This is a genomic window from Streptococcus cameli (assembly GCF_053207365.1).
Window position 1 is genome coordinate 40,269 of sequence record NZ_JBRUIM010000005.1, and the last position, 20,398, is coordinate 60,666.

The window sequence follows — 20,398 nt, forward strand, 5'->3', positions numbered from 1 at the left end:
TTCATGAAAAAACCAATTATTGCTATTACGGGAAATCAATTTTTTGATTCAAACGACACCGTCTCCCCTCACCTTAGCTACTGCGCTACTGGTTTTGTAACAGCGGTGCAGGAAGCTGGTGGTGTCCCCCTTATCATGCCCATATCTGAACCAGAATTAGCAAAAGAATACGTTACTTTAGCGGATAAATTGATTTTCACGGGTGGACAAAATGTCTTACCACAATTTTACCAGGAAGAGCAAAGCATTGACAGCGACGACTATTTATTGGAGCGGGATCTCTTTGAATTAGCGTTAATGAAAGAAGCCCTTCTTCAAAACAAACCAATCTTTACAGTCTGTCGTGGAACCCAGCTCTTTAATGTCTTAATGGGAGGAACCCTTTACCAAGATATTCCGAATCATTGGCAGACGGCTGCTTCTGCTACACCAGTTCATGATATCGGGATTGAAAAAGATTCATTATTAGCAACTATTTACGGTGAGCATGCCTCAATCAACTCCTTTCATCACCAAGCGATAAAAAAACTGGCACCTGATTTAATAATCACTGCTAGATCCTCTGATGATGGTATCATTGAGGCCATCGAACGAAAAGATCAGTATCCCTATCTTGGTGTTCAATGGCATCCAGAATTGATGGTAGAAGATAGAACACTCGAGAAAAATCTCTTTTCCTTTGTAGTAAATCACCTTTAAAATAATTCACTCTCCTCACGGAAACTAAAATAGTTGCTTTTTCCCACAATTACATGATCCAATAAGACAAGTCCTAGTGTTTCACAGGACTTTTTTAAATTCCCTGTAAAATCAATATCATTTCGACTGGGTTCGACCATACCTGAAGGATGATTATGGACAACAACAACCGATGTCGCCATACATTTGACTGCATAGTGCAAAATCTCTCTAGGAACTGCTAGACTTCTATCCACACTACCGATAAAAATCGTTTTTTGGGAGATAATTTGATTTTGCGTGTTCAAATATAAGGCTACCAGATGTTCCTGCTTCTCATGACCAATCTCGCTAATCATTTTTTTAGCCAAACGTTCACTTCCCAATACCCGTTCTTCCAAAATTAATTCCGATTGACTTATCCGCTTTCCAAGTTCCAGCATAGCTTTGATCTCAATCGCTTTGACGCGACCAATGCCTGTAAGTGTCTGTAATTCTTCAATGGACAGCTCTTTGAGATTTGCCAGATGTTGAATCTTGGCCAAGAGTTCCTGGGCTAGGTGTAAGACTGGTTGCGTCTTTGTCCCTGTTCGTAGTAATATGGCCAATAATTCTTGATTACTTAATCTCTCTGCACCAACAGCCATTAACCTTTCTCTAGGTAATAGCGCTTCTTCTTTAAATTGAATTGTATACATCGGTAACCTCCTATCTCTCTATTCGTAATTTAGGATAAAGAAAAAACCTAATAAAAGATACTAGGTTTTATAATTGTAACTGATTATACGATTTTTTAAAGTAGTCTTTCATTTCATCAGAAGCTTCGTCAAAAGCAATTTCTGACTTTAAAGCTCCTTGAACAATCGTTCGTTTTGTTGCTGCAAAGTCATCACAAGTTACTAGTGTAATCCTATTTTGACCTGGGACATCATCGATAACATCTACTCTTTCTGGTACAACAACTTCAACAGAATCAATGATATAGATATAAATCTTATCTTTGTCAGTAATGTAAATTTTCATTCCATTTTTAGCATTTTCAAGAGGAGAAAAGAGGGCTTCACTTGCTCCAGTCATACCAAAAACATGGTGACTAGCTAAAGAATAATTCCCTTTTCCCATTTCTTGGTTTTCTTTCATTGTTCCAGCACCATACATTAAGGCTGTATTTGATAAACCTTTAAAAATTGGTAAATTTACACCCAATTCCGGAACAGCAATCCCTCCGATAACTGGAAGATTTTGGGCTTCCCACTGCGATTTTAAAATAGCTTCTGTTGAAATAGATTCTACTTGTGAAAAATCAAATGTAGTATTGGCTTTCTTGTTTTTTTCAATTTCATCCTTTGAAATATTACTAATTTGGTAATGGTTCGAATACCAAACAATAATCATATTGCGAATCGAAGTACTAAAAATAAGTAACATAGAAAGTATTAACAAAATCGAAATAAAGAAGTTTCTTATAAAATGATTTTGTCTCATTCGTTTTTTAGAATGCTGTTTCATCAATGCTACTCCTCTGTTTCCTCAGTATCATCTTCTGGATCCACTAAGGTAAATGTAACGATTCTCGCATCTTCATCTAGCCTCATAACTTTTACACCCATAGTCGATCGACCTGTTTGAGAGATATTTGACACATTGGTTCGAATAACGACGCCTGTATCGGTCATGACCATCATGTCTTCCTCACCAGAAACGGTAACAACACCAGCCAAGTGACCGTTTTTATCCGTGACATTCAAGGTCTTAATCCCTTTACCGCCACGGCCTTTTGTCGGGTATTCAGTTGCTGGAGTCCGTTTCCCGTATCCATTTTCTGTTAGCACGAGTACTTCTTGATCATCTGAAATAACCGTTGCACCAACGACTTGATCCCCATCTCGAAGATTGACACCACGAACCCCTGTTGCAGATCGACCCATATTACGAACAACAGTCTCATCAAAGCGAACAGAGTAGCCGAATTTTGTCCCCATAAAGATGTCGGATTGACCATTTGTCAAGAAGACTGCAATCAATTCATCATCTTCTTTTAGATTCAAGGCTTTCAGACCATTTTGACGAATGTTACCAAACTCTGAGACGCTTGTCCGTTTGACCACACCTTGGCGGGTTGCAAAGAACAAATAATTGCCATCATTGCGTTCACGACCAACATTGATAACGGTTTGAATAAATTCATTTTCATCCAGTTTCAGTAAATTCACGATTGGCAAGCCTTTTGCAGTTCGACCATATTCTGGAATTTCATAGGCCTTCAATCTGTAAACCCGACCAGTATTCGTAAAGAAGAGCAAGCGATCATGCGTACTGGAGGAAACCATGTCTTTGACAAAGTCATCATCTTTAACACCAGTTCCTTGAACTCCACGACCACCCCGTTTTTGAGCACGGAATTCTTCTTGTGCAAGACGTTTAATATATCCCTTGTTGGACAAGGTAATCAAGACATCCGTTTCTTCAATCAAGTCTTCGTCTTCAAGAGAAAGAACTTCACCAATCATCAATTCTGTCCGGCGTTTATCAGCATATTTGCGTTTGACTTCTGACAGCTCTTCCTTGACGATAGCAATGACTCGTTCTGGTTTGGCTAAAATATCTGCCAAATCTGCAATCAAAGCCATTAACTCATCATATTCAGATTGAATTTTGTCTCGTTCCAAACCAGTCAAACGGCGAAGACGCATGTCTAAGATCGCTTGACTTTGGCGCTCGCTCAAGTCAAACTTGTTCATTAATTCTGCCTGAGCAATCGCATCTGTCTCTGAATTGCGGATAATCTGGATAACTTCATCAATATGATCCAGTGCAATCAAGAGACCTTCTAAGATATGGGCTCTGCTTTCAGCCTTATCCTTGTCAAATTGCGTCCGACGCACTACCACTTCTTTTTGGTGTTCAACATAGGCAGTTAAGATTTCTTTGACGGATAAAATCTTAGGTACTCCGCCTTGAATCGCTAACATATTAAAGCTAAAGTTGGACTGCATCTGCGTTAATTTGAAAAGATTATTTAAAATAACACTTGCAGACGCATCACGGCGAACTTCAATCACAAAACGGACACCTTCACGACTCGATTCATCTCGAACAGCTGTGATACCCTCAATCCGCTTTTCTTGAGCCAAGCGAACAATGTGATCGTGTACCTTCGACTTGTTGACCATGTATGGGAACTCAGTAACAACGATCCGCTCACGGCCATTTCCAAATTCTTCAATCTCTGTACGAGAACGAAGAACAATGGAGCCTTTTCCTGTCTCATAAGCCTTATGAATCCCAGATTTGCCCATTACAAGGGCACCTGTTGGAAAGTCTGGTCCAGGCAAAACTTCCATGATGTCACGTGTTGTTGCTTCAGGATTATCAATAATTAAATTGACAGCATCAATGGTTTCACCAAGGTTATGTGGTGGAATATTTGTCGCCATACCAACGGCAATCCCTGTTGCCCCATTGACTAAAAGATTTGGAAAACGTGCTGGCAACACCAACGGCTCACGCTCATTTCCATCATAGTTATCCTGGAAATCAACTGTGTTTTTGTTAATGTCACGAAGCATTTCAAGAGCAATCTTGCTCATTCTTGCCTCGGTATAACGTTGCGCGGCAGCACCATCTCCGTCCATCGAACCAAAGTTTCCATGACCATCAACAAGCATGTGACGGTAGCTCCACCATTGAGCCATCCGAACCATAGCTTCATAAATCGAACTGTCACCATGTGGATGGTATTTACCCATAACATCACCCGTGATACGAGCAGATTTTTTATGGGGCTTATCAGGTGTTATCCCCAATTCATTCATCCCATACAAAATACGGCGATGAACTGGTTTCAACCCATCTCGTACATCAGGAAGCGCACGAGATACGATAACACTCATCGCATAATCAATGAAACTGGTCTTCATTTCACTGGTTAAATTGATATTGACTAAATTTTTATCTTGCACTAAATGGCCTCGTTTCCACTAGAAATACTTACTACTATTATACCACAAAATAAGTTATATTTATTTTAATAAGATAAGAGTTGTTTGAAATGTAAACATTTTCAAATTCCCTACTCTGCTTGTACTTGTTTTCAAAAAGTGCTAGAATAATAAGTGGTTGGACCAAGGGGTCCATAATGAATAAAAGGAGATGATCTGAAATGACAAATTCAAAACAACACAAAAAAGTCATCCTTGTCGGTGACGGTGCCGTTGGTTCTGCTTATGCTTATGCCTTGGTTAACCAAGGTATTGGTCAAGAACTCGGTATTGTTGATATTAACAAAGACCGTACTCAAGGTGATGCTGAAGACTTGAGCCACGCTCTTGCGTTTACTTCTCCAAAGAAAATCTATTCCGCTGAATATTCTGATGCCCATGATGCAGATTTAGTCGTTCTTACTGCTGGTTTGCCACAAAAACCAGGTGAAACTCGTCTTCAATTGATCGAAAAAAATCTTCGTATCAACCAACAAATCGTTAGTGAAATCGTCGCTTCAGGATTCAATGGCATCTTCCTTGTTGCTGCCAATCCTGTTGACATCTTGACATACTCAACATGGAAATTCTCTGGTTTCCCTAAAGAGCGTGTCATCGGTTCAGGTACTTCTCTTGATACAGCTCGTTTCCGTCAAGCCTTGGCAGACAAAATTGGTATTGATGCGCGTTCAGTCCATGCCTACATCATGGGTGAGCACGGCGATTCAGAATTTGCTGTTTGGTCACATGCCAACGTTGCCGGCGTTAAATTAGAGCAATGGTTACAAGATAATCGTGATGTTGATGCTCAAGGTCTTGTTGATCTCTTTATCTCAGTTCGTGATGCCGCCTACTCAATTATCAATAAAAAAGGTGCGACCTACTACGGTATCGGTGTTGCTCTTGCTCGTATTACACAAGCAATCTTTAACGATGAGCGTACTGTACTTCCACTTTCTGTTTTCCAATCAGGCCAATATGAAGGTGTTGAAGGTATCTTTATTGGACAACCTGCCATCATTGGGGCACACGGTATCGTTCGCCCAGTAAACGTTCCATTGAACGACCAAGAATTGCAAAAAATGCAAGCTTCTGCTAGACAATTAAAGGAAATTATTGACGAAGCTTTTGCAAATCCAGAAATTGCTGCATCTGTTAAACAATAATCTAAAACTTGTCCTAGGACAAGTTTTTTTATACAAAAAAAAGAAACCACAATTGGTTTCTTTTTGTATTATTTTGACTTGATATAGTTGACACCATCTGCCTTTGGAGCTACCGCTTTTCCAAAGAAAGCAGCCAGTACCACAATTGTCAATAAATAAGGTGCAATTTGCAGGTAAACTGGATTGACTCCTTGAAGGAATGGTAATTGTTTAGCTACAATCGCTAAGGACTGAGAAAGACCAAAGAACAAACTAGAAAGCATCGCACCGACTGGATTCCAGCGTCCAAAAATCATAGCTGCCAAAGCAATAAATCCAGGGCCTGCAATAGTGGCACCAGAAAATTGACCAGAGATAGCCTGTGAATAAATCGCGCCACCAATACCACCTAAAAATCCTGAAATCAATACACCTGTATAGCGCATGAAATAAACATTGATACCGAGTGTATCTGCCGCTTGTGGATGTTCACCTACTGATCGCAATCGTAAGCCGAATTTGGTTTTATAAATAATGAACCAAGTAAGAAAAGCAACAAGAATAGCAACATAAGCTGGTAAACTTGTTGATGTAAAGAAAATTTTACCAATAACCGGAATATCTGATAAAATTGGGAAAGTGAATTTTCCAAATGACTTACTAATCGTATCTGTTTGCGCACGGTTATAAATCACTTTACAGAGATAAACAGATAAACTAGGTGCAATTAAGTTCAAAACTGTACCAGAGACAACATGATCTGCTCGAAAATTGATTGTGGCAAGTGCGTGAATTGCAGAATAAGCTAATCCTACAAGCCCAGCAAGAACAGAAGCAATCCATGGTGTCATATTCCCAAAATTTGGGGCTAAAGCAATGTTAAAAGCTGCTCCAGCAAAGGCACCAACTACCATAATTCCTTCCAAACCAACGTTTACAATTCCACCTCTTTCAGAGAATGTTCCACCAATACTGGTAAAAATAAGAGGTGCAGCATAAATTAAAGTATTTGAGACAATTAATGCCAAAAGTGTTGTTAAATCCACCTTATTGACCTCCTTTTAATTTTCTTGGTTTAATAACATATTTGATGAGATAGTTAATTCCAACAAAGAAAATAATCAAGCCAGAAACAACATCAACAATTTCAGGTGGTACAATAGCCTGCATACCAGATTTACCAACTTCTAAAATACCGTATAAAAGGGCAGCTAATGGAATACCTAGTGGAGAATTTCCTGCCAATAAGGCAACGGCCATGCCATTAAATCCAATGCTTAATGATGAATCTTGTTGTTTAACGTATTCATAAGTACCAAGGCCATCAACTGCTCCACCTAAACCAGCAAGTGCTCCAGAAATAACCATCGAGATAATGATCATTTGTTTTGCAGAGATACCGGCATATTGAGAAGCATGAGGATTAAGTCCAACAGCAGTAATTTCATAACCCAATGTTGTCTTTTTCAGTATAATCCAAAATAGAACAACAGCTATCAGTGCAAAAAATAGGCCTAAATTGATACGTGAATGATTAAAAAGATTCGAAAGCCACTCAACTTGGTAAGATGCACTTTCAGGAATTTTGGCTAAATCTGAACCTTTTTGAGAAAATTTCTCTAAAATATACCCATTTACAACTGCATTACAAGAATATAAAATAATGTAGTTCAACATGATGGTCACAATGACTTCACTGGTTCCTAAATAGGCTCGCAAGGCACCTGGTATAGCCCCAGCAAAACCTCCGGCTACACAGGCAACAACGATAGTAAGAGGAATAGAAACTATTTTGGGTAAACTTTGTGTTTCAAGAGCTACCCACGCAGCTGCAGTCCAACCAATTAACGCTTGTCCTGGTAAACCAACATTGAAAAATCCTGCTTTAGAAGAAACAGCAAATCCCAAGGCAACCAGAATTAAAGGCGCCATTGCGCGACCAATTTCACCAATATTATACGGTGAACCAAATGCCGTATCAATTAATTTTGTATACGCAGCAACTGGGTCATCACCAAAAATTAAGATAATAATTGCACCAGCAATCAACCCCAACAAGACAGCAATAAAAGGAACTGCCAATTCTTGATATTTTTTAGACATGTACTTCCTCCTTTGCTAATGTTCCACCAGCCATTAAAATACCTAACTCTTGTTTATTTGTTTCTTCTGGTAACAGAATACCTTGTATTTTTCCATCATGAATGACAGCAATACGATCTGACACATCTAGTATTTCATCTAATTCAAAACTTACGACAAGAACAGCTTTTCCTTTGTCTCTTTCTGCAATTAGACGTTTGCGAATGTACTCGATTGCCCCAACATCCAAACCACGAGTTGGTTGACTGATAATCATCAAGTCAGGATTGCGGTCAATCTCTCTAGCAATAACAGCTTTCTGCTGATTTCCTCCAGAGAGAGAACCACCTGAGACCAATTCGCTAGCTCCACGGACATCGAATTCTTCCATCAAACGACGAGCATTTTCATTGATTTTACGATAGTTTAAAAATCCATTTTTACTAAGTGGTTCTTTATAATAGGACTGAAGGGCAATGTTTTCAGCAACGGTCATATCCAGAATCATCCCATCTCGATGACGATCTTCTGGAACATGACTAACCTGCATTTCAGTAATCTGACGTGGACTTAAATTTGTTACTTCTTTTCCTTTAATTTTAATCGAACCTGATTTTACTTTACGAAGTCCCGTTAAGGCTTGAATCAACTCTGTTTGGCCATTTCCATCAATACCAGCAATACCAAGAATTTCACCAGCTCTGACGGAGAGATTTAATTCTTTTACAGCAGGAACACCACGGTTCTCATGAACTACCAAATTTTCTACTTCAAGAACCACCTCTTTAGGATTAGCCGAAATTTTTTCTGTTTTAAAAGACACGGAGCGGCCAACCATCATCTCTGCTAATTCTTGACTAGTAGTGCCTTCGATTGTCACAGTATCAATAGATTTTCCACGCCGAATAACAGTTACATGGTCCGAAACGGCACGAATTTCATCAAGTTTATGCGTAATAAGAATGATAGATTTTCCTTCATTTTTTAAACTGCGCATAATATCCAATAATTCTGCAATTTCCGCAGGAGTTAATACAGCTGTTGGCTCATCAAAAATGATAATATCTGCACCACGGTAGAGGGTTTTTAAAATTTCCACACGTTGTTGCGCACCAACTGTAATATCAGAAATCTTAGCTGTTGGATCAATGGACAAGCCATATTTATCAGAAAGCTCTTTAATTTCTTTAATAGCTGCTTTCATGTCTAAGACACCAGCATTTGTTTTCTCGCTTCCAAGAACAATGTTTTCGGCTACTGTAAAAGCTTCTACCAACATAAAATGCTGGTGAACCATTCCAATCCCTAATTTTGCTGCTTTAGATGGTGAATCTAACGAAACTGACTTCCCATTTAGAAAAATTTCACCACTAGTTGGTTCTAAAAGTCCAACCAACATGTTCATCAGCGTTGATTTTCCTGCTCCATTTTCACCGAGCAAAGAATGAATCTCACCTCGCTCGACTTTTAAATTAATCTGATCATTTGCTACGAAATCACCAAATTTTTTTGTAATGCCACGCATTTCAATGACATAATCTGTCGTCATATCTCTTTCCTTTCGACATTCTTTTTATATCAGTAAAACCAATCCAACAAATTAAAGGCTTAGCTTTACTGAGACAAAAGTCTCAGTTTTAAAAAAGCGACCGCGAAAAAGGTCGCTTTTTCTCAAATGAAATTATTTTTTATCTGATTTTACACCAGAGTCAACTGTTAAGCTTCCGTCAACAATCGCTGTTTTTGCTTCTTCAACAGCTTTTAATACATCTTCTGAAAGACCTTCTGTTGCAAGATCAACACCACCATCTTTCAAACCATAAGTTAGGACTTGCCCACCAGGGAATTCTTTACCGTCTAATTGATCGTTTGCAATTTCTTGAAGAACATGTCCAACTTTTTTAATAGTTGATGTTAAGGTTGAGGTTGATTCTTTGCCATCTTTAGAAGTATATTTACCTTCTTCAGTTTGATCACGGTCTACACCGATAACCCAAACTTTATCTTTGCTATCAGCTGGCAATTGAGAATTGATGTCTGCTGCTTCTTGGAAAACTCCAGTACCAGTTGCTCCTGAAGCATGGTAGATTACATCAACACCAGAAGCGTACATTGTCGCAGCAATCGATTTACCTTTAGCAGCATCACTGTAACTATCAGCATATTGAACTTCAACTTTAATAGATGGATCAACAGATTTAACACCGGCAACGAAACCAGTTTCAAAGCGCGTGATAACGTCTGATTCCATACCACCTACGAAACCAATTTTCTTAGAATCACTTGTTTTAGCAGCAACAATACCTGCTAAGTAAGCACCTTCATGGTCAGCAAACAAGGCATTCAAAACATTATCCCCTTCAGTTGCTGAATCAATTAGTACATAGTTCAATTCAGGGTGACGTGCTGCAGCAGTTTTTACGCCATCTGCTAATTTATAACCAATACCTGCAATCAAGTTAAAATCACTTGATGCTGCTGACTCAAGGTTTGTCTCATATTGAGATTCATCATCAGATTGGAAATACGCATAGTCTGTTTTTTCCTTTAATCCATGTTCTTTACCCCAAGCTGAAATACCTTCCCAAGCAGATTGGTTAAATGATTTATCATCAACACCACCTGTATCAGTAATCATCGCAACCTTCAATGAAGAACCGGAATCTTCTTTAGATTTTGAAGCATCTGATGAATTGCTTTTATTGCCGCAAGCTACTAACGCAAGTGCAGCTAATGAAGCTAAACCAAGGCCGACAAATTTCTTGTTCATTTCTGAACCCTCCTAAAAAAATCTTTTGCAACAATTGTTGCATGTTGGAATGGATACAGTCTGATGACTGTGACACAGATTAGTTTAAATCTGTGAAAGAATATGGAAGTAATTCCCCGACTGTCATCACGACTGTCGATTTATCTTTTGCAACTAAGGTTACCGGTAAATCTGGCGAGAAAAATTCAGCCATAACCTGACGACAAGCTCCACAAGGAGAGATTGGTTTTTCTGTTTCTCCGTAAACAACGAGCTCTTTGAATTCCGTTACACCTTCAGAAACAGCTTTAAAGATTGCAGTACGCTCTCCACAATTTGTCAATGGAAAAGACGCATTTTCAATATTGCAACCTGTGTATTCACGTCCATCTTCTGCAACCAATAGTGCTCCGATGGGAAAATGAGAATAGGGAACATAGGCATTTTGGCTTGCAGAGATTGCTTTTTCAATCTGGTTAGTAGTCGCCATCTGCTTTCTGTCCTTTCATGATTGCAACACCTGAAGAAGCACCCAAGCGATTGGCTCCTGCTTTAATAAAGGCTTCTGCATCTTCTAAAGAACGGACTCCACCAGATGCTTTCACACCAAGTTCTGTGCCAACAATATGGCGCATCAATGTCACATCATGAACGGTTGCACCACCTGTTGAAAAACCTGTTGAAGTTTTGACAAAATCTGCGCCAGCTTCTTTTGACAATTCACAAGCCAGCATTTTTTCTTTATCTGTCAATAGACAAGTCTCAATAATGACTTTTACCAACTTGTCTCCACTTGCTGCGACAACTGCTTCAATATCCGCTTTTACCAAATCTACGTTTCCAGATTTCAAAGCACCAACATTCAGTACCATATCAATCTCATCTGCACCGTTTTCGATGGCATCTTTGGTTTCAAATGCTTTCACAGCTGAGGTACTAGCTCCCAAAGGAAAACCAATAACCGTACAAACCTTCACATCTGTATCTTTTAATTCTTGAGCTGCAAGTGAAACCCAGATTGGATTCACGCATACACTGGCAAAATCAAATTCTTTTGCTTCTTCTAGAATAACACGAACTTGTTCTTCGGTTGCGTCTTGTTTTAAAAGAGTATGATCAATATATTTATTTAATTCCATGAGTTTTTCTCCGTACATTATGAGACGATTTCGATAATTTCTTTCGTCTTTACAACAACATCTTCTATTTTAACATTTTTTTGGAAATCTGTAAGTATTTTATCCGAAATTTTTACATTACTATATATGGTTGCAATAACATCACCAACTTGAACTGCTTCTCCAACTTTTTTGGTGAATACAATGCCAGATTCATAATCTAATGAATCTGTTTTAACAGCACGTCCTGCACCTAATCGCATGGCAATAAGACCAAATTCTTTTGCTGGCAATTCTGTAATAAAACCAGTTGACTCCGCTTTAACTGCTATCGTATGTTGGACTTGCACCGGACGATACAAATCTTGTAGATCACCACCTTGCGCTATTACCATCTCTTCAAATTTTGCTAATGCAGTACCATTTTTAAGATGTGAATGAACTTCTTCGACTGTCTTGTCTATATCAGCAAGACGCAACATAACTTGAGCGAGCTCACATATGAATTCTGTGATATCCTCCCTTCCTTTTCCACGTAAAATATCAAGTGCCTCTAGTATTTCGAGGCGATTTCCAATACTTGTCCCTAAAGGCTGTGACATATCGGTTAAAACAGCAATTGTCTTTCTTCCAACAGCTTTTCCTAAGTCCACCATAGTTTTAGCCAAAATACGGGCATCTTCTATCCGTTGCATAAACGCGCCGTCACCGACTGTCACATCAAGTAAAATACTATCTGCTCCTGCCGCAATCTTTTTAGACATAACCGAACTTGCAATCAGTGGAATAGTATCAACAGTTGCAGTCACATCTCGCAGAGCATAGAGGAGCTTATCTGCTTTTACAAGATTATCCGATTGGCCGATTACTGCAAGACCAGTTTCTTGAACTTGTTTGATAAAACTCTCTTGCGATACTTCAATTTGGTACCCCTTGATGGATTCCAACTTATCAAGGGTTCCACCAGTATGCCCTAGACCACGTCCACTCATCTTTGCTACTGGAACACCAAAACTCGCTACCAAGGGAGCTAAGATGAGGGTCACTTTGTCACCAACTCCACCAGTTGAGTGTTTGTCCACTTTGATACCAGCAATTTCCGATAAATCAATTTGTTCACCAGTTGCAACCATAGCCATGGTTAAATCAGAGATTTCTTGCGTAGTCATTCCTTTAAAATAAATAGTCATGGCAAATGCAGACATTTGATAATCTGGTACAGATCCAGTAACATAGCCGTCAATCAGCCAATTTATTTCTTCTTTTGACAGTTCTAAACCATCTCGCTTTTTCTGAATAATATCAACTGCTCTCATTCTTTTACACTCTCAAGGATATAGTAGCCCTTGTCCTTCTTTTTGATTGTGCAATTTCCGAACACTTCTTCCATTTTAGCTTTGGCACTTGGAGACCCTTGTTTCTTTTGTATCACAAGGGTTAATTTCCCACCTTCTAGTAAATGATTATAAGCGCCTGAAATCATTTCATGCACAACTGTCTTACCAGCTCGAATGGGAGGATTTGAGACAATATAATCAAATTGGCCAGACACCATTTCATAGATATCCGACTGAAATATACTGGCTTCTACTTGATTCTTCACTGCATTTTTTTTAGCCAGTTCAACAGCTCTTTCATTGATATCAACTAGAGTTGCCTTAACACCAAAAACCTTAGCTAAGGTAAGCCCGATGGGGCCATAGCCACAGCCAAGATCTAGAAGGGTTCTATTTTCTTTTAAGTCAAGGTTTTTCAGCAATACTTGACTTCCAAAATCAACCATTTTTTTACTGAAGACACCCGCATCTGTAAAAAAGGACATTTCTGTATTCAGAAGGGAGACATTCAACTCTTGAACATCATGTGCTACTGTTGGTTTTTTTTCATAATACATGTTTGACATAAGACTATTATAGCATGTTTGAAAACCGTTTACAAGAAACCCTCCCCTCTTTCAAGGTTGATTAAAAACTAAAGTAGAAAGCGTTTTCTTTTTTTGCTTGATTCTATTATAAATCTTTCTAAAAGAAAAAGAATCGGTCAAACGTCCGATTCTTTTTCATTCTTTAATAAATAATCTACATCTATAATTTCTAGAACTTTATATTTTTTTCGTACAATTTCTTTTCTTTCCAACTCCTTGATTATCCGCCTTAATTGTCGATCACTTACCCCTATAAATGGAGCAACTTCACGAATGACAAATGGGATTGTATTACTATCGTGCCGAATCCTTAAATCCTTGATATATCCCAATGTCCTTGCCTTGTGTCCGTATAGTCTCGTATCTGAATAATGTGTTGTACGATTCAGTAATTTAGTAAAGGTGCCCTCCATTACAAAATGAAGAAATGGAATATGGCAAAACAAATCAGTTAGGGCACGCTGGCTTGGAATACATAATAATTCTAAATCTGTATCAGCATATACATAATGAAGAAAACAATTTTTTGTATAGATTTCAAGCTCTCCAATTAAATCACCATGTTGTACATAGCCTAATACGGTCTCTTGTCCTTCGCTACCAAGTTGTTTTATGACAGCTCGTCCAGATAAAATAATATAGAGATGTGGCGCATCTTGTCCAACTAAGGCCACTACATCACCTTTTGAAAAGTAGGCTATTTGAAGTGAAGACAGGGTTTCTTCTGGTAACAAATCCTTTAATTTTTTACCTTTAATGCTTACATGATCTAATCGAGCCATCTTTTTTTCCTCAGTAGTTTCTTAACTATCATTTTATCACAAATCCTCGAAAATATTTTTACATTCACTGTATTTAATGCTACAATAATGCTATGAAAAATGAATTATTAAATTTTGAAAAAATCAGCCGTACAACCTGGCAAAGACTTCATAGAGATACAACCGCTCCACTAACACAAGAAGAATTAAATTCGATTAAGAGTTTAAATGATAAAATCAACCTTCAAGAAGTCGTGGATATCTATCTACCACTGCTCAATTTAATTGCAATCTATAAAAAATCAAGTGAAGATCTATCCTTTTCAAAAAGTATCTTCTTACAAGAAAAAATTCGGCCAAAGCCATTTATTATCGGGATTTCAGGTAGTGTAGCTGTTGGAAAATCAACGACGAGCCGTCTCTTGCAAATCCTATTATCAAGAAGATTTAAATGGGCGAGTGTTGAAATGATTACAACAGATGGTTTCCTATATCCCAACCAAACTTTAGAAGAAAAAGGCGTTCTAAATAAAAAAGGATTTCCTGAATCTTACAATATGGAATTATTGCTGGAGTTTTTAGAAGCCATCAAAAATGGACAAGATTTCCAAATTCCGGTCTATTCCCATGAAGTTTATGACATTCTTGAAAATGAAAAGCAAACTATTCAACCGGCGGATTTTGTCATTGTCGAAGGCATTAATGTTCTGCAAAATCCACAAAACCAAAGCCTTTATGTGAGTGATTATTTTGACTTGGCTATCTATGTGGATGCAGAGGTTTCTAATATTGAAAACTGGTACTTGGAACGATTCCAAAGCCTTTTGAAACTAGCTGAAAAAGATCCTAACAACTACTATCATCGTTTTACAACGATGCCTTTTAACGAGGTATTAGCCATTGCCCAAGATACCTGGAAAAACATCAATCTCGCCAACCTTAAAACTTATATCGAGCCAACAAAAAATAGGGCAGATATTATCCTTCACAAGGCCCAAAATCACTCTATTGATAAAATTTACTTGAAACGGTAGATTTCCCTTGTCAAATTGTCTATTTTCCGATATAATAATATGGTTAGTACAGAAAAGGTGGAGGTGAAACCATTGGCAAATATTAAGTCAGCTATCAAACGCGCTGAAAAGAACGTTTCTCAAAACGCACAAAACTCAGCTCAAAAATCAGCTATGCGTACTGCTATTAAAGCATTTGAAGCAAATCCTTCTGAGGAGCTTTTCCGCGCTGCAAGCTCAGCAATCGATAAAGCAGAAACTAAAGGTTTGATTCACAAAAACAAAGCAAGCCGCGACAAAGCACGTCTTGCATCAAAACTTGCTTAAAAAAGAGCCACTCGGCTTTTTTTGTTTGTCGTATTTTATACAAAAAGAGACTTGGAAAGCCATTTCAGTCTCTTATTTTTTTATTGGCAAACGCACTTCAAAAACAGTTCCTTTGGGATGATTGTCTCTGACTGAAATTGTACCATTTAGAGTATGTAGGATTTGTTTTGCTAAGGACAAGCCGAGACCAAAGCCACCTTTTTGACGTGTCCTTGCCTTATCCACTCGGTAAAAACGATCAAAAATTTTTGTTTTATTTTCTGGACTAATCCCAATACCATCATCAGCAACTGTCAATACAAACTGCTTATCTTTTATCCCAGTTTCTATCACAATCTGAGCATCTTCTTCTGTATACTTCAAAGCATTGTCAAATAAAATGGTCATTAATTGCTTGATCAGTGCCTTGTCGGAATAAAAAGCCATCGATACAGAATTTATAATCTGCAGCTCGCGATTGCTCTCTTCAGCCATGATAGTAAAATTATCCAAGGCATCCACAAGAACTTCTGGTTGAATGAGCTGGATCTCTGCTTTTATCCCATCATCTCTTCTCGCTAAATTTAAGAGATTAGTGGTTAAAATCCGCATGTTCCGAACTTCCTCTAAACTAGACGCAATATTTTCGCTCGATTCCATAATAGTGGCCTCTGGTTTACGAAAAAGAGCTTCGAGGCGGTTTTGTAAAACAGCGAGCGGCGTCCGCAATTCATGACTAGCATTCTCCACAAATTCTTTTTGCTTTTGAAAGCTAATCAGTAACGGTTTCACACTGAGTTTTGCTAAATATAGACTAGCAAAAATAGAAACCAACCAAAAACTAATCATGACCAACATCACCGTCTTTTCATAACGTGCAATAGAGTCCGTAATTTGAGTGGTGTTAAAAACAATCGATGCATACTGGATATCTAATCCCGCAGCTTGTATCACATCTACTTGTGACACATCTAAGGTCAAAATACGGTAACTCTCTTCTTGACCAAATAGGGTTTCAACTGTCTGGTCTTCTATCTTATTCACTTTTTCAGCATCAACAGCTAGATTTGCCAAACCTGAGATATAGTCTATCTGATTGACGATGCCCCCCTCCTGATTATATAAAATCACATGGTAATTCGTATTTAAGCGTAATTTATCAGATGGTTTAAAATTAGGAGAGATTTTTTTATCTGTCTTGTCATCTGTTTGATTGTCTGAATCAATCACAACTTCTGCTTCTGACGAGATCCCTCGCATCAAAGCAAAATTTAACAAGAGGGTAGGGTCTTTTTCAAATGCCTTGAAATTTTCATCTGCTTGTTCATACATAGTTCCCCTCATTAATTGGAGGATAATCAGCGTCATGAGGGTGAAAATGCAGGTAAATAATGCAAAATAACGGATAAAATACGAAAGATTATCCGTTTGTAATTGTCGTTTCATCTTATTGAACATTTTTTAATAAATACCCAACACTGCGCAATGTTTGAAGATTGTCTCCAAATGCTGTTCCTTTCAATTTTTTACGGATTTTTGAGACATAAACTTCGACAACAGAAATCGTTGTGTCACTATCAAATCCCCAAATGCGGTCAAAAATTTGTGTCTTTGGTAAAATCACATTTTGATTTTGCAAGAAATAGACCAATAAATCAAATTCTTTCCCTAGAAGTTCCACTTCAGATCCAGCTGCTCTTGTTGTATTGGTTGCTAAATCAACTACAATATCGCCATAAGTTAGCAGATGCTCATTGAATTTACCAGTACGTTTCAAAAGAGCTTGAATCCGCATTTTTAATTCTTCTAAGTAAAATGGCTTGGTCAAGTAGTCATCTGCTCCCAATTCAAATCCTGTTCCCTTGTCATCGATGCTCTCTTTTGCCGTCGTAATGAGAACCGGTGTTGCCACACCTTTTTCACGTAGTTCCTTTAAGACTTGAAAGCCATCTTTTTCAGGTAACATCAAATCCAGTAAAATCAGGTCATAAACACCAGATTCTGCTTCGTAAATCCCTTCTTCCCCATCAAATACCTGCATGACATCTGCAAAATCATCTAAAAAGTCAAACACTGAATTGGACAAACTTAAATCATCTTCAACCAATAAAATCTTAATCATACTAAACTCCTTTAAAAAATATTATACCACGGATTCCACTATTTTCATTCATATTAGGAAACTTTTGAAATATGGTAGAGTGCAATTAGAGAGACCAATAAAACTGTGGATATTCGTCTTACAATCGAAACATATTGGGCCATTTTTTCAACATTCATAATCGTTACCTCTCTTCTTTCTTGTAACAAACAGTATATATTTCTTTTCTTAAAACAAACTAAAAAATGGTTCCATTGGAACCATTTTATTATAATTCTGTAATCTTACCAGTGTTTAGGTAGACAACCCATTCACAGATATTCTTGGCATAATCCCCGATACGCTCCAAGTAAGAAATAACTTGGAAGTAATCACGACCAGCAATAATAGAATCTGGATTTTTCTTGATTTCTTCGGTTGCTAACTCACGAATGCTATCAAAGTATTGGTTGACAATTTCATCTTGAGCCGCAATATCGTAAGCTTGGTCGCTGTCCCCCTTGTTTAGGTACAAGTCAAGAACGGCCTCAACCAATTTACGAACTTGCCGTCCCATTTGATTGATTTCTTCTTCAACAGCGGCAATACGAACTTCACCTTTCATACGAATAGTAGCTTCAGCAATCGCAGAAGCATGGTCTCCCATACGCTCTAAGTCACTAGTTGCCTTCAATACTGTGATCACCCGACGCAAGTCAGAGGATACGGGTTGCTGAAGGGCAATGATTTCAAGTGATTTTTTTTCTAATTTCACTTCAAAGTCATTGATGTCCGAATCTGCTTCAATAACTTCTTTTGCCAATTCACGATCATGTGTAATAAAAGCACGGACTGTTTTATTGATTTGGCCCAATACTTCATTTCCCATAGCATAAAACTGGTTATGCAATTTATCTAATTCTTCTTCAAATTGTGAACGTAACATCATCTTCCTCTTTTCTATGGATTAACCAAATTTACCTGTAATGTAATCTTCCGTTTCTTTATGAGCAGGATTTAGGAACATTTCTTTTGTTTTATTGTATTCAATTAGGTCGCCAGCAAGAAAGAATCCTGTTTTATCGGAGATACGTGATGCCTGTTGCATGGAACGTGTCACGACTAGCATGGTATACTTTTCTTTCAAGTCGTACAAGGTGTCTTCAATTTTGCCAGCAGAAATTGGATCCAGTGCTGAAGTTGGTTCATCTAACAAGATAATCTTTGGGCTGGTTGCCAATACACGGGCGACACAGACACGCTGTTGTTGCCCCCCTGACAAACCAAGTGCCGAATCATGCAGACGATCTTTCACCTCATCCCAAATGGAGGCACCTTTTAAAGAAGATTCAACCGCTTCGTCCAATACCTGTTTGTCTTTCACACCATTGATTCGAAGTCCGTAGACAACATTCTCATAAATTGACATTGGGAAAGGGTTAGGTTGTTGAAAGACCATCCCGATTTCCTTGCGAAGATCAACAGTATCCGTCCGAGGACTATAAATATTTTGGCCATTGTAGCTGATAGCTCCTGTGACAGTCACCTCTGGATTTAAATCCCCCATTCGGTTAATGGATCGAAGCAGGGTTGATTTACCAGATCCTGACGGTCCAATCAAAGCGGTGATTTCATTTGGATAAAAATCAATGGAAACACTGTTTAGGGCTTTTTTCTTATTGTAATAGACGGATAAATCTTTTACTTGTAAAATAGGTTCGCTCATACTGTTTCCTTTCTATCCAAAGTGCCCAGACACATAGTCACTGGTTGATTTACAGTGAGCATTTTGGAAAATCTTCGCTGTTTTATCGTATTCAATTAAATCGCCCAAGTAGAAGAATGCAGTGTAATCACTAGCACGGGCAGCCTGTTGCATGTTGTGCGTAACAATGATAATCGTATAATTTTTCTTCAACTCAAACATGGTTTCTTCCAATTGCATGGTCGCAATCGGATCCAAAGCTGAGGCAGGCTCGTCCATCAAGAGAATATCTGGTTTCACCGAAATCGCTCTGGCGATGCACAAACGTTGTTGCTGACCACCAGACAAGGTAAAGGCAGACTTATGCAAATCATCTTTTACTTGATCCCATAAAGCTGCTTGTTTCAATGAAGTTTCAACAATTTCATCTAAAACTTTTTTGTCTTTTACCCCTGCTCGCTCATAAGCAAAGGTGATGTTTTTATAAATAGATTTTGCAAATGGGTTGGGACGTTGAAAGACCATTCCAATATGCTTACGCATTTCATATACATTAATATCTGGAGCATTGACATCAATTCCTTGATATAAAATTTCTCCTGTTACTTTCGCAATATCAATCGTATCATTCATGCGGTTCAAACTTCTGAGGAAGGTTGATTTTCCGCAACCTGACGGTCCGATAAGTGCTGTAATTTTATTTTTTTCAAACTGCATATCAATGCCATGGATGGCTTCCTTTTGTCCATAATAGACATGTAAATCCTTAGTTTCCAAGGCTAGTTCCTTGTCAGGAAAAGTGATGATATGCCGTTCATTCCAATCGTAATCAGCCATTGTTTCTCCTAATACGTTAA

General features: G+C 38.2%; 21 protein-coding genes. 4 read left to right on the forward strand and 17 right to left on the reverse strand.

The features are described 5' to 3' along the window. Positions 1-3 precede the first annotated feature (3 nt). Positions 4-699: a gamma-glutamyl-gamma-aminobutyrate hydrolase family protein gene (locus tag ACVR1I_RS08995; RefSeq protein WP_447443691.1), complete on the forward strand. Its 696-nt coding sequence runs from the start codon at positions 4-6 to the stop codon at positions 697-699. On the opposite strand, the gene radC is transcribed toward ACVR1I_RS08995, so the two are convergent. The 3 genes from radC to gyrA all read right to left on the reverse strand — a co-directional run bounded on the left by radC (position 696) and on the right by gyrA (position 4,640). Next, positions 696-1,376, reverse strand: a complete 681-nt coding sequence (gene radC / locus ACVR1I_RS09000; RefSeq protein WP_447443692.1) for a RadC family protein — start codon at positions 1,374-1,376, stop codon at positions 696-698. The two genes, ACVR1I_RS08995 and radC, sit on opposite strands and share 4 nt — an antisense overlap. Before the next feature lie 67 nt (positions 1,377-1,443). Continuing rightward, the gene (locus tag ACVR1I_RS09005) at positions 1,444-2,187 is read right to left on the reverse strand and encodes a class A sortase (RefSeq protein WP_447443693.1); all 744 of its coding nucleotides are present in this window, start codon (positions 2,185-2,187) and stop codon (positions 1,444-1,446) included. 5 nt (positions 2,188-2,192) lie between these two features. Further along, positions 2,193-4,640 (reverse strand): DNA gyrase subunit A, encoded by a 2,448-nt coding sequence (gene gyrA, locus ACVR1I_RS09010; protein WP_447443694.1) that lies wholly within the window; start codon positions 4,638-4,640, stop codon positions 2,193-2,195. Between the two features lie 200 nt (positions 4,641-4,840). On the opposite strand from gyrA, the gene ACVR1I_RS09015 reads away from it, so the two are divergent. Next, positions 4,841-5,824 (forward strand): L-lactate dehydrogenase, encoded by a 984-nt coding sequence (locus ACVR1I_RS09015; RefSeq protein ID WP_447443695.1) that lies wholly within the window; start codon positions 4,841-4,843, stop codon positions 5,822-5,824. A gap of 68 nt (positions 5,825-5,892) precedes the next feature. Here ACVR1I_RS09015 and ACVR1I_RS09020 read toward each other — a convergent pair whose 3' ends face one another. The 9 genes from ACVR1I_RS09020 to ACVR1I_RS09060 form a co-directional block, all read right to left on the reverse strand. Then, positions 5,893-6,849, reverse strand: coding sequence for an ABC transporter permease (locus ACVR1I_RS09020; RefSeq protein WP_447443696.1), 957 nt, complete (start codon positions 6,847-6,849; stop codon positions 5,893-5,895). A gap of 1 nt (position 6,850) precedes the next feature. Next, the gene (locus ACVR1I_RS09025) at positions 6,851-7,906 is read right to left on the reverse strand and encodes an ABC transporter permease (protein WP_447443697.1); all 1,056 of its coding nucleotides are present in this window, start codon (positions 7,904-7,906) and stop codon (positions 6,851-6,853) included. After that, on the reverse strand, positions 7,899-9,434 hold the full coding sequence (locus ACVR1I_RS09030) for an ABC transporter ATP-binding protein (protein WP_447443698.1): 1,536 nt from the start codon (positions 9,432-9,434) through the stop codon (positions 7,899-7,901). Before ACVR1I_RS09030 ends, ACVR1I_RS09025 begins: the two co-directional genes overlap by 8 nt. Before the next feature lie 132 nt (positions 9,435-9,566). Next, entirely contained in the window at positions 9,567-10,655 is a 1,089-nt protein-coding gene (locus ACVR1I_RS09035) for a BMP family lipoprotein (RefSeq protein ID WP_447443699.1), read from the reverse strand. A 79-nt stretch (positions 10,656-10,734) separates the two neighbouring features. Beyond that, complete coding sequence (locus ACVR1I_RS09040) at positions 10,735-11,124, reverse strand: cytidine deaminase (protein WP_447443700.1); 390 nt, start codon at positions 11,122-11,124, stop codon at positions 10,735-10,737. Continuing rightward, a complete protein-coding gene (gene deoC / locus ACVR1I_RS09045) occupies positions 11,111-11,773 on the reverse strand; it encodes a deoxyribose-phosphate aldolase (RefSeq protein ID WP_447443701.1) in 663 nt (220 codons plus the stop codon). Before deoC ends, ACVR1I_RS09040 begins: the two co-directional genes overlap by 14 nt. Before the next feature lie 17 nt (positions 11,774-11,790). Next, positions 11,791-13,068 carry a pyrimidine-nucleoside phosphorylase gene (locus ACVR1I_RS09050; RefSeq protein WP_447443702.1) on the reverse strand — a complete coding sequence of 426 codons (1,278 nt, stop codon included), beginning with the start codon at positions 13,066-13,068 and terminating at the stop codon, positions 11,791-11,793. Further along, positions 13,065-13,655, reverse strand: coding sequence for a class I SAM-dependent methyltransferase (locus ACVR1I_RS09055; RefSeq protein WP_447443703.1), 591 nt, complete (start codon positions 13,653-13,655; stop codon positions 13,065-13,067). The genes ACVR1I_RS09050 and ACVR1I_RS09055 overlap by 4 nt, the downstream gene beginning before the upstream one ends. Positions 13,656-13,792: 137 nt before the next feature. Further along, positions 13,793-14,458 carry a Crp/Fnr family transcriptional regulator gene (locus ACVR1I_RS09060; RefSeq protein WP_447443704.1) on the reverse strand — a complete coding sequence of 222 codons (666 nt, stop codon included), beginning with the start codon at positions 14,456-14,458 and terminating at the stop codon, positions 13,793-13,795. A 92-nt stretch (positions 14,459-14,550) separates the two neighbouring features. Between ACVR1I_RS09060 and coaA the strand changes: the two genes are divergently transcribed. Beyond that, the gene (coaA, locus tag ACVR1I_RS09065; protein WP_447443705.1) at positions 14,551-15,471 is read left to right on the forward strand and encodes a type I pantothenate kinase; all 921 of its coding nucleotides are present in this window, start codon (positions 14,551-14,553) and stop codon (positions 15,469-15,471) included. Between the two features lie 57 nt (positions 15,472-15,528). Then, positions 15,529-15,777: a 30S ribosomal protein S20 gene (rpsT, locus tag ACVR1I_RS09070; RefSeq protein ID WP_447443817.1), complete on the forward strand. Its 249-nt coding sequence runs from the start codon at positions 15,529-15,531 to the stop codon at positions 15,775-15,777. 72 nt (positions 15,778-15,849) lie between these two features. Here the strand turns inward: rpsT and ACVR1I_RS09075 are convergent, their stop codons facing one another. From ACVR1I_RS09075 to pstB (ACVR1I_RS09095), 5 genes are all read right to left on the reverse strand, one after another. After that, a complete protein-coding gene (locus tag ACVR1I_RS09075) occupies positions 15,850-17,214 on the reverse strand; it encodes a sensor histidine kinase (RefSeq protein WP_447443706.1) in 1,365 nt (454 codons plus the stop codon). Further along, complete coding sequence (locus ACVR1I_RS09080) at positions 17,204-17,878, reverse strand: response regulator transcription factor (RefSeq protein ID WP_447443707.1); 675 nt, start codon at positions 17,876-17,878, stop codon at positions 17,204-17,206. Before ACVR1I_RS09080 ends, ACVR1I_RS09075 begins: the two co-directional genes overlap by 11 nt. Before the next feature lie 247 nt (positions 17,879-18,125). Next, a complete protein-coding gene (gene phoU, locus ACVR1I_RS09085; RefSeq protein WP_447443818.1) occupies positions 18,126-18,782 on the reverse strand; it encodes a phosphate signaling complex protein PhoU in 657 nt (218 codons plus the stop codon). A 21-nt stretch (positions 18,783-18,803) separates the two neighbouring features. Beyond that, entirely contained in the window at positions 18,804-19,562 is a 759-nt protein-coding gene (gene pstB / locus ACVR1I_RS09090) for a phosphate ABC transporter ATP-binding protein PstB (RefSeq protein WP_447443708.1), read from the reverse strand. Between the two features lie 12 nt (positions 19,563-19,574). Continuing rightward, a complete protein-coding gene (gene pstB, locus ACVR1I_RS09095) occupies positions 19,575-20,378 on the reverse strand; it encodes a phosphate ABC transporter ATP-binding protein PstB (RefSeq protein ID WP_447443709.1) in 804 nt (267 codons plus the stop codon). Between the last annotated feature and the right edge of the window lie 20 nt (positions 20,379-20,398).